The sequence below is a fragment of the Pseudomonas sp. B21-031 genome (genome assembly GCF_024748985.1).
In the GTDB taxonomy this organism is placed as follows: Bacteria; Pseudomonadota; Gammaproteobacteria; order Pseudomonadales; family Pseudomonadaceae; genus Aquipseudomonas; species Aquipseudomonas kermanshahensis.
In genome coordinates this window covers 98,609-112,280 of the sequence record NZ_CP087181.1, presented here as the reverse complement: position 1 = coordinate 112,280, position 13,672 = coordinate 98,609, and the positions used below count along the sequence as shown (strand labels likewise).

The following is a 13,672-nucleotide window of genomic DNA, read 5'->3' as shown; positions in this document are numbered from 1 at the left end:
CCCCGATGACACCCCCGACCTGAGGCTTCCGATTCCGCCTTTCCTGACCCGGCCCAATACTGGAGGCACTCCCTGTACCCCTAGGCCACTCCGATCTTGCAACAATCAGAACAGCCCGGCCCCATGGTCATGTGCTGCCCCTCCTCGGGGCGGCGCATCATAGAAGCCTGAACTATAAAAAGGTTCAGCTTCTATTACGTGACAGTGCGTTACCGTTCATCAGCGCTGGCTAAAAGCTCAGTACCACTTCGGGTCACGCTTGAGTTGCTCGCGCAACATCGCCTTCATGCCGTCATCCGGCTTGCCAAGCCAGCGGTACTGCGCATGACGGGTAGGCGACTTGTCGCTCGGCAAGCCTTCGGGTACCTCCACGAGCATCCCGTAGGCATCGTCCTTGTCCCAGCTGAACGCCACGATCAGGCGTTTGTAAGTGCAGTTGTCCGCCGTTTCGCACAGGGGGCCGACCAGGTACTGGTCGCCGTCCTCGGTGACTGCCGACATCTGCTCCTGGGCACTGCCGGTGAGGTTGACTACCCAATCGGGCAGCCGTTCCTCGCCCTTGATCGCGTCCTCCCAGGCTTCCCGGTATTCAGGGTCCGAGCCGAGCACTTGGTCGACCCGGACCTGGCCGTCATTGGCCGCCATCGCCCCTGCGCTGCCGCCCAGCAACAAGGCGGCAGCCAGGGCAGTGCAAAGCTTCCTGCTCATCGTCAACCTCGACCACGTCCAAAGAAGAAGGAGGCTACGAACAGGACCAGGAAGACGATGAACAGGATCTTCGCGATACCCGTGGCGGCGCCAGCGATACCACCGAAGCCCAATACGGCGGCGACAATGGCGATGATGAGGAAAGTGATAGCCCAACTCAGCATGGTGGTTCTCCTTTCTTTTTTGAAATCAATCCGGTCCTAGGCGTCCAGGACAGGCTCAGAACACCCAGCGATCCTGGGGTACGACAGTTTCTACGGTGGCCGGCGAGGCGCTGGCGTGGCGCGAAGGCAGCGGGTCGGCTGCCTTGACCAGGGTGCTGGCACGGGTTGCCTGAATCTGCGTCAACAGCGCGGTCTGCGCCGCCACTTGATCCGCCAGACGCGCGGTCTGCCAGCTGTAGTAGAAGAGGCCGGCGGCCAAAGTCATCAGCAGCGCCATGCCGAGAAACAGGAACTGGCGCAAAGGCAGTGCGGCGTTCTGCGAGCGGTTGACGGATTGGCGGTTCATGCCGGCTCCTCCTGCTGTAATTGTTGTTCAAACCTGAACAGGTAATTGCAGCCTGCATGCCAGCCTTTGAATTCAATAAAACTCCTTTAAAATCATATACTTAAGATAATCACGCATTGTACCGAAGGACGTATCCTGCACGATGCCGTCCCTGGCGTCGTGCGAATTGCACGATCAGCCCTCGACCTTGGTCGCGACCTTGAGCAGGTCGGCGTCCACACCGCGCACGCCGATGATCTGGCGGGCAATCTCCACGGCGATGGTTTTCTGCTCGCTGCTGACCACCTCTCCCGACAGCCGCACCAGGCCCTCTTGGCTGGCCACCTTGAGGTTCAGGCCATCGAGGTTGCGGCTGAAACGGAAGCTGTTCTGGATCTTGTCAACGATCCAGCTATCGCTGGGTTGCGGCCCGGTCGGTGCACCCACCGGGTTCTCGCGTGCCTTGGCCATGGCGGCGGTGTCCAGGCTGACCAGGTTGTTGACCAGGTGCACGCCGTCGGTGGTCCGCGCCACCACCCCGGCCAGCTCCTTGGCCTCTGCGCTGTCGACCCTGCCGCGAAGCGTCACCACGCCATCGCTGCTTTGCACCTCGATAGGCGCTTTCTCGGTCGTGCGGCTCCACAGCAGCCGTGCCCTGATCACGGCAGCTAACGTTGCATCTTCCAGCCGCTGTGCATAAGCCCGCAGTTCCAGCGGGCGCTCCACCAGTTGGGCATTGACCTTCAACTGATTGTCGACCTGTTCGATGCCGCGGGTAGCCAGGGCGACATGCTCGGCCAACTGGCGTTCGACGTCGTTCTCGACTTCTCCGGACAGCCGCGCCTGCTGGCCGTCCACCTCGACATCGATGCGAAACGGGTTGAGCATGCGGTTGAGCGATAACGCGGTTTGCAGCGAGCCCTCCAGGCGGGCGTCCTGCACAGGGTCAGCGAATGCCGGGGTCAATACCGGCAGCAAGGTGGCCGCCAACACGGCCAGTCGTGGAGAAAAGGGCATGGCTGTGCCTCCTTTGTTGGCAAAAACAGAAAATAGTCGCAACCAATGTGCCAGCGCACAGCTCTAAGCAAATCATCGAGATATCGCGGTTTTCGGCTTACTTTGGCCATTGGCTAGCATGCAAAGGACAGAATCCTTCAGAATTGACCATGCAACTTGCCCGATTTTTCCCACACTAATTGAAGATCTATCCTAAGGAGCGCAGGAAATGGAATCAGCCCAGGACAACCAAGGCCGCATTCTGCTGGTGGATGACGAGTCCGCGATCCTGCGCACCTTCCGCTACTGCCTCGAAGACGAAGGCTATAGCGTGGCCACCGCCAACAGTGCCGCCCAGGCCGAAACCTTGTTGCAACGCCAGGTGTTCGACTTGTGCTTCCTCGACCTGCGCCTGGGCGAGGACAACGGCCTGGATGTACTGGCGCAGATGCGCATCCAGGCCCCCTGGATGCGCGTGGTGATCGTGACCGCGCATTCGGCGATCGACACCGCAGTGGATGCCATCCAGGCTGGGGCGGCCGATTACCTGGTCAAACCCTGCAGCCCAGACCAGTTGCGCCTGGCCACCGCCAAACAGCTGGAAGTGCGCCAACTGTCGGCACGCCTCGAAGCCCTTGAAGGCGAGGTGCGCAAACCCAAGGACGGCCTCGACTCGCACAGCCCGGCCATGATGGTGGTGCTGGAAACGGCGCGTCAGGTTGCAACCACCGATGCCAACATCCTCATCCTGGGCGAGTCTGGCACCGGTAAGGGCGAGCTGGCCCGCGCCATTCATGGCTGGAGCAAGCGCGCGCGCAAAGCCTGCGTCACCATCAACTGCCCCTCGCTGAATGCCGAGCTCATGGAAAGCGAGCTGTTCGGCCATACCCGCGGCGCCTTCACCGGTGCCAGCGAGAGCACCCTTGGCCGGGTCAGCCAGGCCGACGGCGGCACGCTGTTCCTGGATGAAATCGGTGATTTCCCACTGACCTTGCAGCCTAAGCTGCTGCGCTTTATCCAGGACAAGGAGTACGAGCGCGTGGGTGACCCGGTCACCCGACGCGCCGATGTGCGGATTCTGGCTGCCACCAACCTCAACCTCGAGGAGATGGTGCGCGAAAGCCGCTTCCGCGAAGACCTGCTGTACCGCCTGAACGTGATCACCTTGCACCTGCCGCCCCTGCGCGAGCGCAGCGAAGACATCCTGACCCTGGCCGATCGTTTTCTGGCCCGCTTCGTCAAGGAATACTCCCGGCCCGCCCGCGGCTTCAGCGACGAAGCCCGTGCAGCCCTGCTCAACTACCGCTGGCCAGGCAACATCCGTGAACTGCGCAACGTGGTCGAGCGCGCCAGCATCATCTGCCCGCAGGAGCGTGTCGAAATCAGCCACCTGGGCATGGGCGAACAACCGGCCGGCAACGCACCACGGGTTGGCGCAGCCTTGAGCCTGGATGAACTGGAGCGCGCCCACATCGGCGCGGTGCTGGCTGCCAGCGATACCCTTGACCAGGCCGCCAAAACCCTGGGCATCGATGCCTCGACCCTGTATCGCAAACGTAAGCAGTACAACCTATGAAGTGGCAGATGAAGCTGCGCACGCGGCTTTTCCTCAGCATTTCGGCGCTGGTCACGGTGGCCTTGCTCGGCCTGATGCTGGGCCTGGTGAGCGTGCTGCAGATGGCCTCGGTGCAACAGCAGCTCGTGCGTGACACCACCCACGCCCTGGAAGTGGGGCTGAAGTTGCGGCAGAACCTCGGCGAACAGCTGACCCTGATCCTTGACGAGGACACCGCGCCGCAAAGCCTGCAAGTGCTGCAAGACAACTTCCAGTCCCTGCTCAACCAAGGGCTTGAACAAGGCGGCGAACGCACCGGCTTCAGCAAGGCCAGCAGCAACTACCAGACCTTCCTCGAAGCCTACCGCGACAGCCCCGCACCGGCGCGCAGCATGGGTATGGACCAGCCCCTGGGGGCTGCCTTCAACCAAGTGCGCACCGACCTCATCGACGCCCACAAGCAAGCGCTGGATCACATTACCCGCAGCGAGGAACATACCCGCGATCGCGCCTTGATGGTCAGCGGCGTCCTTGGCCTGATGGGCCTGGTAATCCTGGTGCTGGGTTTCATCACGGCGCACAACATCGCGCGACGCTTCGGCCAACCCATCGAGGCCTTGGCCAAGGCGGCCGATCAACTCGGCAAGGGCGACTTCGACGTGACACTGCCGGTTACCCAGGCGATCGAGCTGAACCAACTGACCCGCCGCTTCGGGCTCATGGCCGACGCCTTGCGCAAGCACCAGGCAACCAACGTCGATGAACTGCTGGCCGGCCAGCAACGCCTGCAGGCCGTGCTCGACAGCATCGACGATGGCCTGCTGATCATTGACCGCCAAGGCCGCCTGGAACACCTCAACCCAGTGGCGCAGCGCCAGCTGGGCTGGAGCGACAGCCGCCTGGGCAACACCCTGGCCGAAGCCTTGCAACGCCCGGAGCTGGAGCAACAGCTACGCCAGGTGCTGCGCGGTGGCAGCCTAGATCGCCCACCCGACGACCTGAATATCGACGTCGATGAAGAAACCCGCCTGCTGACCTACAGCCTGACACCGGTCAGCCACCCGCAGGGGCCGATCCTAGGTGCGGTAATGGTGCTGCACGATGTCACCGAGCAACGGGCCTTCGAGCGCGTACGCAGCGAGTTCGTGCTGCGTGCCTCGCACGAGCTGCGCACCCCGGTCACGGGCATGCACATGGCGTTCGGCCTGCTGCGTGAGCGGGTGAAGTTCCCGCCCGAGGCGCGCGAGTACGACCTGCTCGAAACCATCGGCGAGGAAATGCAGCGGCTGACCCAACTGATCAACGACCTGCTCAATTTCTCCCGCTACCAGAGCGGCTTGCAGAAGCTCGACATCGCCCCCTGCGCCATCGATGAGCTGCTGGAACGCGCGCAGCTACGTTTTACCGAGCAGGCCGCGCACAAGCAGATCGAATTGATCAAAGAGCTGGAACTGCCGCTGCCACGCATTCAGGCCGACATCGCCCAGCTCGACCGGGTGCTGGACAACCTGCTGCACAACGCCGTCCGCCATACCCCCAGCGGCGGCCGTATACGGCTTCACGCCAGGCGGCATGCGGAGCGGGTGATCATAAGTGTCGAAGACAACGGCGAGGGCATCGCCTATGGGCAGCAAGGGCGCATCTTCGAGCCCTTTGTGCAGGTAGGGCGTAAAAAAGGTGGCGCGGGGCTTGGCCTGGCGTTGTGCAAAGAAATCGTGCAACTGCACGGCGGCAGAATGGGCGTGTTTTCCCGGCCGGGGCAGGGTACTCAGTTCTACATGGCACTGCCGGTCTGACGACAGGGTTTGCCCTCAAGACTCATCGGTACCCCGCCGCGCCGGCACCGCCCGCCACCCGCGGGTCACCAGCTCGGCAAATTGACGGGCGTTCAACGGCCGGGCGAACAACCAGCCCTGGCCGTAATTGACCCCTTCACTGTTGAGCAACACCGCCTGGTCTTCGCATTCGATGCCTTCGGCAATCACCCGCAGGTGCAGGTCGTGGGCCATGCGAATGATGTGCGGGGCCACACCGCTGCTGGCGGCGTCGTGCCCCAAGGCATCAATGAAGGCCTTGTCGATCTTCAGGCAGTCCACGGGCAGCGTCTGCAGGTAGGCGAGGCTGCAATAACCCGTGCCAAAATCGTCGATCAATACTTGGTGGCCCACCGCACGCAGGGCCTGCAGGTTGTCGCGCGCCACCACCACGTCGATCAGGCCGCGCTCGGTCACCTCGAAGGCGATCTGGCTGGCCGCCACCCGATGCAAGGCCAACAGCCGCGCCGCCACCCGGCCAATGCGCGGGACCATCACATCGCACGCCGCAAGGTTTACCGAGATGTACAGGTTGCGGTGCGAACGCAGCAACTGGCCCAACTGCTCAAGCACCCGCTGCAAGACAAAGTCAGTGATCTGGCGGATCTGCCCGGTATTTTCGGCCAACGGAATGAACAGGTCCGGACTGGTCAAGGTGCCGTCCGGGCGGCGCCAGCGCACCAGGGCCTCGGCACCGACACAACGCCGTGTGTCGAGCTCGATGATCGGCTGGTAAAGCACCTGCAGTTCGCCCCGGCGCAGTGCGTTCTGCAGCTCCGAGCTCATCGAGCGGCGCTGCAGAATCAGCTGCAACACCAGCCAGCCAATGCAGCAGGCGGCCAGCACGCTGCCCGGGAACAGCAGCCAGAGCATGCCGTTCATGCGCAGAGGCAGGCTGGCGCGTGGCGCAATCAGCACCAATTGGTAATCTGGCGATTTGGTCGGCATGCGGTAGATGAGGCGGTCGCTCAATTCGAGCAGCGACTTGTGGCTGGCCGACCAGGCCGAGGGTGGTGGCCACACCTGCGGCGGGCCTAGTACCGGGATGGCCCGGGTACCGTTGTCCAGCACCACCACCAAGCTGCCACCGGGCGGCAGGTCGACAACATCGGTCAGGTGCCCACGCGACGTGGACACCACGAAATTGCCCCGCCCCAGCATCAGGGCCGCCAGGTTTTCGTCGGGCTCGATCGTGGTGTTCAACCAGTAACTGTAGGTCGGCCCCTTGATGTCGGGCGCGCGCAGTGGCTCGAAGGCCCGTTCATCCCCCCGGTTGGAGCAGGCCACATGGGCATCGACATAAGCGGCTTCATAAATGAAGCGCGAACTCAGGCCCACCTGCTGCAATGCCGCCAGCATCTCTGGGCTGCAGCCGCGCAAGGGCTGCGCCTGCAGGGTGTCGACCCCTTCACGAAGCTGGCCGAATACCTGCTCGAGGCGATCGAGAAAGCGCTCGCCCTGCGCATTCATCTGTTCGCTCTCGCTTTGTTTCATCTGCTGCAGGGCAATACCGATGCTGGCGGTGAGCAACAGTGCGGCGCTGGCCAGTGCTGCCAGTGAGGCCAGCATCCAGGGACGGTAAAAAATTTGGCGCAGCGTGGCGATGAGGGCTGACATCAAGGGCATCCAGTTGATTACCAAGGTATAGCAACTGAATCGAGAATCATCCTCGCCGTTGGGCGATTAACGGGTCAAGGGCTGCTGCGCAGCCCATTCCCCCTGCATCAACGCATGCGGTTGAGCACTTGCAGCATGGCGGCCGTCTGGGCATCGGGCATGCCATCGAAGCGTTGTGGGCGGAAGCGCATCTGGAACGCCGCGATCACATGCCGGGTGGCCACATCGAGTTCACCGGTTTGCGCGATGGCATAGCCGAACCGCGCCAACTCCTGCTGGTACCAGCTCACGCTCGGCGGGTTGACGCTGAAGAAGGCTTGTTGCCGCGCCACTGCGTTAGGCTCCGGCCAGATACCGATACCCGCGTCGGCCAGGCGCTTCCACGGGAACAACGGGCCTGGGTCGAGCTTGCGCAACGGCGCGATATCGCTGTGGCCAACGATATGCCGGGGGTCGATGTTGTTGCGTTTGACGATGTCCTTGAGCAGCGCGATCAAGGCCTGAACCTGAGCTTCGCTGTAGGGGTGCCAGACTCGGCCATTCGGCGTGTCGGTGAACCCGGGGTTGACGATTTCGATACCGATCGAGGTCGAATTCAACCAAGTGCGCCCCTGCCATTGGCTGTCACCGGCATGCCAGGCGCGGCGGCTTTCATCCACCAGTTGATAGACCGTGGCCGGGCCATCGCCGATCAGGTAGTGGCTGCTGACCTCGCCATGGGTCAGTAGCGCCAATGAGCGCTCGAGCGAGGCATTGGTGTAGTGCAGGACGACAAACTGGATGCGCTCGTCCTGGTTGGCCGACGGGTGGCTGCGGTCGATGCGCAGGCCCGTCGAGCAACCCGCAACAGCAACCAGCAAGCAGGTGAGCAGTGTTTTTTTAACGGTGGAAAGCACGTCGGCGGCCTCAGCGTGTAAGCGCTACAGTATAACGTGCTCTGAATGGCCTGTGCTCGCCGTGAGTCAGTGCCGCCCCTTACCCCTGCTCGACACGGTTGCGCCCCAAGTCCTTGGCACGGTACAGCGCGGTGTCGGCGCGCTTGAGCACCTGGTCACCGCGCTCGCCGGAGCGGAATGCACCCAAGCCAATAGAGGCGGTGATCACCACACGCTCGCCTTTGAAATGGAACGGGCAGGCTTCGATGGTCGCACGCAGTAGCTCAGCCATCTGTGCGGCCGCGGTGGGTGAAGTCTGCGGGAACAGCAGGACGAATTCCTCACCGCCAAAGCGGGCGATGAAGTCGCGCCCGCGCAGGCGCTTGCGCAGCTGGTCAGCGACGATCTTCAGCACCTTGTCACCCGCCAGGTGCCCATAGTTGTCGTTGATGCGCTTGAAGTGGTCCAGGTCGAGGATCGCCATGGCCAAGTGGCCGCCGTTTTCATGCCAGTCGAGCATCTCGCGCTCCAGGTGCTCGCTCCAGGCCGCGCGATTGGGCAGGCCGGTCAGCGGGTCGAGCAAGGCCTTTTGCCGCTGCTCTTCAAGGTGCTCGCGATAGCCAAGCGCCTCGTGCTCCATGTTCGCCACACGCTCGGACAGGCCTTGCAGGCGACCGGCAAGTTCCTGCTCGCGGCGATCACGTTCATGCTTGTGCTCGTCCATGGTCACCAGCAAGCCCTCGAGCCGGTTATCCAGGATGTGCTTGAGGCTGTCCACGTCGGCGGCGCCCTTAACACTGCTCTGCAGCCCATCGACCTGCTGGCGCAACTGAGTATCCAGCGCCTCGGCGGCGGTGCTGTTGTCGGCATGCCCGGCACTGGCTTCGTGCAGGTGGCTCTGGAAGCCTTCCAGGCGCTCGTTGAGCTGTTGCAGGTAGGTCTCGAATTCGTGCTGGCCGCTGTCGGTGATCGCCAGCATCAGCACCGCCAAGTCGTCGAGCACCGGGATCAGTTCGTACCAATTCAGCCCCCGCGCCACCCGCTCGCGCATTTCCAGGGCCTGGGCCTTGTGCCGCTCGGGCAGGCTGAGGTCGTCGAGCAGGCCGATCAGGGTCTGCTCGATATGGGCGGCCACTTGGCTGTAGGGCGGCTCTACCGCGTAGGGCAGGGCATAGGGGCCATCTTCACCGAACGTTTCTTCCAGCGTCTGCGGCGGTGTGGCCTCTGGCGTGGGTTGGCTGAGGGCTGGCTCTGGCGCTGGCGCCTCATCCGGCACAGGCTCGGGTTGTGGCGCGTTCGGCACGTCTGCGGTTTCGATCAGCGCCGGCCCTTCCAGCTCCGCGACCAAGGCTGGCTCGGCGAGTGCTGGGGGTGCCAGGGGCAGCAGTGCGTCAACATCCTCGGGCTGCGGGTCTTCGGCAATGCGCTGAACGGGGGCGGCAACCGGCGGCGCCACGGCCTCGACCGTTACCGCAACAGGCGCCGTCGCCAGTGCAACCTCTGCGTCGTCGGGCTGCTCGCTGTCACGACCACCAAACAAGCGCTGCAAAAAGCCTGGCCGCTCTTCTTCAGGCTTGCCCAACGCATCCAGCGCGCGACCTTGCAGGCCGCTCAGTTCACCCAGCAACGGGGGCAGCTCACGCGACTGGGCAACCCCGCCGTCGAGTTTCTTCGCCAGTTTTTTCAGCGGCCGCGAAATGTCGCTTGGCAGCGGCAAGCCTTGCAGCTGAGTGACCAGCGCTGTCAGCGCATCGCTGACCTGGTTCATGCGGGTTTCCCGGCGTTGCTCGGAATCCAGCACGGCTTTTTCCAGGCGCGGAATCAGCCCGGCAAGGCCAGCGTCCATGTTGTCGCTGCGGATGACCTCGCGCATTTCCTTCATGCACTGGTCCACCACCTTGTCACTGCCTTCGGCAGCCAGGGTGCTGCGCACCAGCCCACGACGCAACAGGTCGAGACGTGCGTCCCAACGGCGTTCAAGCTTCTCTTGCTGCTCGATGCTCTTAAGGTATTTCTCTTTCCAGCGCTCAGCGTCGTCAGTCATGCCCGGGCCCGCAAACGGTGATGGCAATTAGCTCAAAACCGGCAGCGTATCCACAGTCAATGCATCAGGCAATCGAATCTCGACGGCAACGGGAAGGTGATCGGAAATTGGCTGCGCCAACACCTCGACGCGCTCTAGGGTGAGGCTTGGGCTGAGCAGGATATGGTCCAGGCAACGCTGCGGTCGCCAACTGGGGAAGGTGGCCTCGACTTGCGGGGCGATTAGGCCCAGGTCGCGCAGGGGGGAATGCTCCAGCAGGTCGGTGGCATGGGTGTTCATGTCACCCATCAACACCTGATGGCGGTAGCCGCCAATCAGCTCGCGAATGTAGCCAAGCTGCAGGGCGCGGGTTTTGGCGCCAAGCGCCAGGTGCATCATCACCACGATCAGCGCATCTTCACCCTCGCCGAAGCGCACCAGAATGGCACCGCGGCCGGCCGGGCCGGGCAGGGGGTGGTCTTCAAGGTGCTGCGGCTTGAGGCGGCTGAGCACGCCGTTGCTGTGCTGGGCGAAGCGCCCGAGGTTACGGTTGAGCTGCTGGTACCAGTAAGGGAAGGCGCCCAGTTGGGCCAGGTGTTCGACCTGGTTGATGTAGCCTGAACGCAGGCTGCCGCCATCAGCTTCCTGCAAGGCCACCAGGTCGAAGTCACTGAGCAGCTTGCCGATTTTTTGCAGGTTGCCGGCACGCCCGGTGTGCGGCAGCAGGTGCTGCCAGCTGCGGGTCAGGTAATGCCGGTAGCGCTCAGTGCTGATGCCGACCTGGATATTGAAACTCAGCAGCCGCAGGCGCCCATCCTCTGGCAGGCCGGGCGCCTGCAGGTGATGTTCGTTGACCTGCGGCTGGTGCAGGCCAATGCCACGCGTGCTTCGGAAGCGGGGCATGGGTACGCCGCTTACTTAGCGGCGCGCTCCTTGGCGATCAGCTGGTCGGCAACATTCAGCACGCCCTCTGGCCCGCCTGCAGTGCCCAGGTCGAAGCGGTACTTGCCGTTGACGACCATGCTCGGTACGCCGGTGATTTCGTACTTCTTCGCCAGTTCCTTGGCCTGGTTGACCTGGCCTTTGATGGCGAAGGAGTTGAAGGTGGCGAGGAATTTGTCCTTGTCCACGCCTTGGGTGGCGAGGAAGTCGGCCATGTCCTGAGGGTCGGTCAGGCGCTTTTTCTGGTTCTGGATGGCGTCGAAGACGGCGGCATGCACCTTGTGCTCGACGCCCATGGCTTCGAGGGTCAGGAACATCTGGCCGTGAGCGTCCCACGGGCCACCGAACATGGCCGGTACGCGCTTGAAGTTGACGTCTTTCGGCAGTTTTTCAGCCCACGGGTTGATTACCGGCTCGAAGTGGTAGCAGTGAGGGCAGCCGTACCAGAACAGCTCGACCACTTCGATCTTGCCAGGCACGGAAACCGGAACAGGGTTGCTCAGCTCGAGATATTCCTTGCCGGCAACAGGCTCGGCGGCCTGTACGGCGGTCATACCGAATACGCTGGCGGCGACCAGCGCAGCGCTGAGAATCAGTTTACGCATGCTTTACTCCTGAGCATTCATGGGTCGCCTCGACGCGACCTGTGTTGAGACAGGCCGGGCCAGGCCCGAGTTCTGTAGTGTAACGGCTGCGGACGTAAAAAAGGGCGGTCCGGCCGCCCTTTCATCTTTGGCTTACAACATTAACCGAATGTTAATACGCCAGCCTCTTCGCGGGTTTGGCCGCGAAGAACTCGCCATTTACCTCAGTGCAGGCCCTGGATGTAGCTGGCCAACGCTTCGATATCGTGGTTGCTCAGCTTGCCCGCGATGGTACGCATGGTCATGGCATCGCCATCGTTGGTACGCACGCCTTCACGGAACTCGGTCAGCTGTTTGGTCACGTATTGCGAGTGCTGCCCGCCCAGGTGCGGGAAGCCCGCCAAGGCGATACCTGCGCCGTTCGGCGAGTGGCAGCCGGTGCAGGCGGGCATGCCTTTTTCCAAGTCGCCGCCATTGAACAAGGCGCGGCCGCGTTCGACGAGCTTGGGGTCGGCCGCCCCGACGCTGCCTTTCTGGCTGGCAAAGTACGCCGCGATATCGGCCAGGTCCTGGTCACTGAAGGCAGCCAGCATGCCCGTCATCTCCAGCACGGTGCGCTTGCCGGACTTGATATCGTGCAGTTGTTTTTCGAGGTAACGCTGGCCCTGGCCTGCCAGTTTCGGGAAGTTCGGTGCCAGGCTATTGCCGTCGGGGTTGTGGCAGGCACCACAGACGGCCGTCTTGGCCTGGCCGGCGGCGGCATCGCCTTTGATAGGTTCCGCAGCAATGGCCGCACCTGCGACACCCATGGTCAACAGCAGACTCACGACTAGTTTGTTCATCAGCTAATCCAACACGGCTAAGGGTGAAATGTTATGTATCGGGACTGCCGCTCATCCAAAGGATGACCAAACGGTAGTCCTCGGCACTGCAGTCCATGCACAATCCACGCGGCGGCATAGCCTTGAAACCCTGGGTCACATGCCTCACGAGTACATCCACACCTTGCGCCAGCCTTGGCTCCCATGCTGCCCAGTCACCCCGCTGGGGGGCCTGTGGCAACTGACCGGTGTGACAGGCCGCACACGTGCGGTTGTACAACACCTCGGGATCCTGTGTAGCCTGTGCGCTGAAAAACGGCAGGAACATACCGACAGCAAGCAGCCATTTCGCCATGCGGAACGACCTTCAGGGTTGGGGGCCGCGCTGCGTTCTGATGCGCGAGCTATTGTTCGACACCCCATGCTCGCTCTCCTTCGCTGGGAGAATGAGCACACAAAAACTGGGGCATTATATACTTCCGCCATCCAAACGGAAACGACACCGCTTGCCAGGCTCGAGCCTTCAGAGTCAGGCAACACCCACATCGGATATCCCATGCAAGTCAAGAACCCCATCCTCGGCCTCTGCCAGAAAGCCACATTCGCCCTCAGCGCAGCCAAGGTCGAACAATGCCCGGACGACCAGGGTTACGAGGTGGCTTTCGCCGGCCGTTCCAACGCCGGCAAATCCAGCGCCCTCAATACCCTGACTCATGCCAGCCTGGCGCGTACCTCGAAAACCCCGGGGCGCACCCAGCTGTTGAATTTCTTCAGTCTGGACGATGAACGGCGTTTGGTCGACCTGCCGGGCTATGGTTATGCAAAAGTACCGATTCCACTCAAGCAGCACTGGCAGCGCCACCTGGAAGCCTACCTGGGCAGCCGCGAGTGCCTGCGCGGTGTAATTCTGATGATGGACGTGCGCCATCCGATGACCGACTTCGACAAGATGATGCTCGACTGGGCCAAGGCCAGCGGCATGCCGATGCACATCCTGCTGACAAAGGCCGACAAACTCACCCACGGCGCCGGTAAGAACACCTTGCTCAAGGTGCAGTCGGAGATCCGCAAGGGCTGGGGCGACGCAGTGACCATCCAGCTGTTCTCGGCACCGAAGCGCCTGGGGCTGGACGAAGCCTACCGCGTGCTGGCGGACTGGATGGAGCTGGAAGACAAGCCGGCAGCCTGACGGCCTGCATAGACCCCAGTAGAAGCAGCCTTGTGCTGCGAAGAGGCCATGCAAGGTTG

At 62.6% G+C, this 13,672-nt stretch carries 14 protein-coding genes; 3 read left to right on the top strand and 11 right to left on the bottom strand.

Translation table 11 applies throughout. From position 1 onward, the window contains the following. Positions 1-237 precede the first annotated feature (237 nt). From LOY53_RS00560 to LOY53_RS00545, 4 genes are all read right to left on the bottom strand, one after another. Positions 238-708: an inhibitor of vertebrate lysozyme family protein gene (locus LOY53_RS00560; protein ID WP_099452564.1), complete on the bottom strand. Its 471-nt coding sequence runs from the start codon at positions 706-708 to the stop codon at positions 238-240. 2 nt (positions 709-710) lie between these two features. Further along, positions 711-872 (bottom strand): DUF1328 domain-containing protein, encoded by a 162-nt coding sequence (locus LOY53_RS00555; protein ID WP_003252966.1) that lies wholly within the window; start codon positions 870-872, stop codon positions 711-713. Between the two features lie 55 nt (positions 873-927). Beyond that, positions 928-1,218, bottom strand: coding sequence for a hypothetical protein (locus tag LOY53_RS00550; protein WP_252826360.1), 291 nt, complete (start codon positions 1,216-1,218; stop codon positions 928-930). A 174-nt stretch (positions 1,219-1,392) separates the two neighbouring features. After that, positions 1,393-2,214: a BON domain-containing protein gene (locus LOY53_RS00545; protein WP_252826359.1), complete on the bottom strand. Its 822-nt coding sequence runs from the start codon at positions 2,212-2,214 to the stop codon at positions 1,393-1,395. A gap of 208 nt (positions 2,215-2,422) precedes the next feature. Between LOY53_RS00545 and algB the strand changes: the two genes are divergently transcribed. Both algB and LOY53_RS00535 read left to right on the top strand, forming a co-directional pair. After that, positions 2,423-3,769, top strand: a complete 1,347-nt coding sequence (gene algB, locus LOY53_RS00540) for a sigma-54-dependent response regulator transcription factor AlgB (protein WP_027591966.1) — start codon at positions 2,423-2,425, stop codon at positions 3,767-3,769. Beyond that, positions 3,766-5,544, top strand: a complete 1,779-nt coding sequence (locus LOY53_RS00535; protein ID WP_258703471.1) for a KinB sensor domain-containing domain — start codon at positions 3,766-3,768, stop codon at positions 5,542-5,544. Before algB ends, LOY53_RS00535 begins: the two co-directional genes overlap by 4 nt. 15 nt (positions 5,545-5,559) lie before the next feature. On the opposite strand, the gene LOY53_RS00530 is transcribed toward LOY53_RS00535, so the two are convergent. The 7 genes from LOY53_RS00530 to LOY53_RS00500 form a co-directional block, all read right to left on the bottom strand. Beyond that, positions 5,560-7,179 carry an EAL domain-containing protein gene (locus LOY53_RS00530; protein ID WP_099428015.1) on the bottom strand — a complete coding sequence of 540 codons (1,620 nt, stop codon included), beginning with the start codon at positions 7,177-7,179 and terminating at the stop codon, positions 5,560-5,562. A 107-nt stretch (positions 7,180-7,286) separates the two neighbouring features. Beyond that, entirely contained in the window at positions 7,287-8,075 is a 789-nt protein-coding gene (locus tag LOY53_RS00525; RefSeq protein ID WP_027591969.1) for an N-acetylmuramoyl-L-alanine amidase, read from the bottom strand. 79 nt (positions 8,076-8,154) lie between these two features. Further along, positions 8,155-10,098: a GGDEF domain-containing protein gene (locus LOY53_RS00520; protein WP_258703470.1), complete on the bottom strand. Its 1,944-nt coding sequence runs from the start codon at positions 10,096-10,098 to the stop codon at positions 8,155-8,157. A gap of 27 nt (positions 10,099-10,125) precedes the next feature. Next, positions 10,126-10,980 (bottom strand): endonuclease/exonuclease/phosphatase family protein, encoded by an 855-nt coding sequence (locus tag LOY53_RS00515; RefSeq protein ID WP_252826353.1) that lies wholly within the window; start codon positions 10,978-10,980, stop codon positions 10,126-10,128. Positions 10,981-10,991: 11 nt separating this feature from the next. Next, positions 10,992-11,624: a thiol:disulfide interchange protein DsbA gene (gene dsbA / locus LOY53_RS00510; protein ID WP_085272105.1), complete on the bottom strand. Its 633-nt coding sequence runs from the start codon at positions 11,622-11,624 to the stop codon at positions 10,992-10,994. Positions 11,625-11,827: 203 nt separating this feature from the next. Then, positions 11,828-12,445, bottom strand: a complete 618-nt coding sequence (locus LOY53_RS00505) for a cytochrome c (RefSeq protein WP_099452557.1) — start codon at positions 12,443-12,445, stop codon at positions 11,828-11,830. A gap of 31 nt (positions 12,446-12,476) precedes the next feature. Next, positions 12,477-12,779 (bottom strand): cytochrome c5 family protein, encoded by a 303-nt coding sequence (locus tag LOY53_RS00500; protein WP_252826351.1) that lies wholly within the window; start codon positions 12,777-12,779, stop codon positions 12,477-12,479. A gap of 201 nt (positions 12,780-12,980) precedes the next feature. On the opposite strand from LOY53_RS00500, the gene yihA reads away from it, so the two are divergent. Then, positions 12,981-13,613: a ribosome biogenesis GTP-binding protein YihA/YsxC gene (gene yihA / locus LOY53_RS00495; RefSeq protein ID WP_252826349.1), complete on the top strand. Its 633-nt coding sequence runs from the start codon at positions 12,981-12,983 to the stop codon at positions 13,611-13,613. The last annotated feature ends 59 nt before the right edge of the window (positions 13,614-13,672 follow it).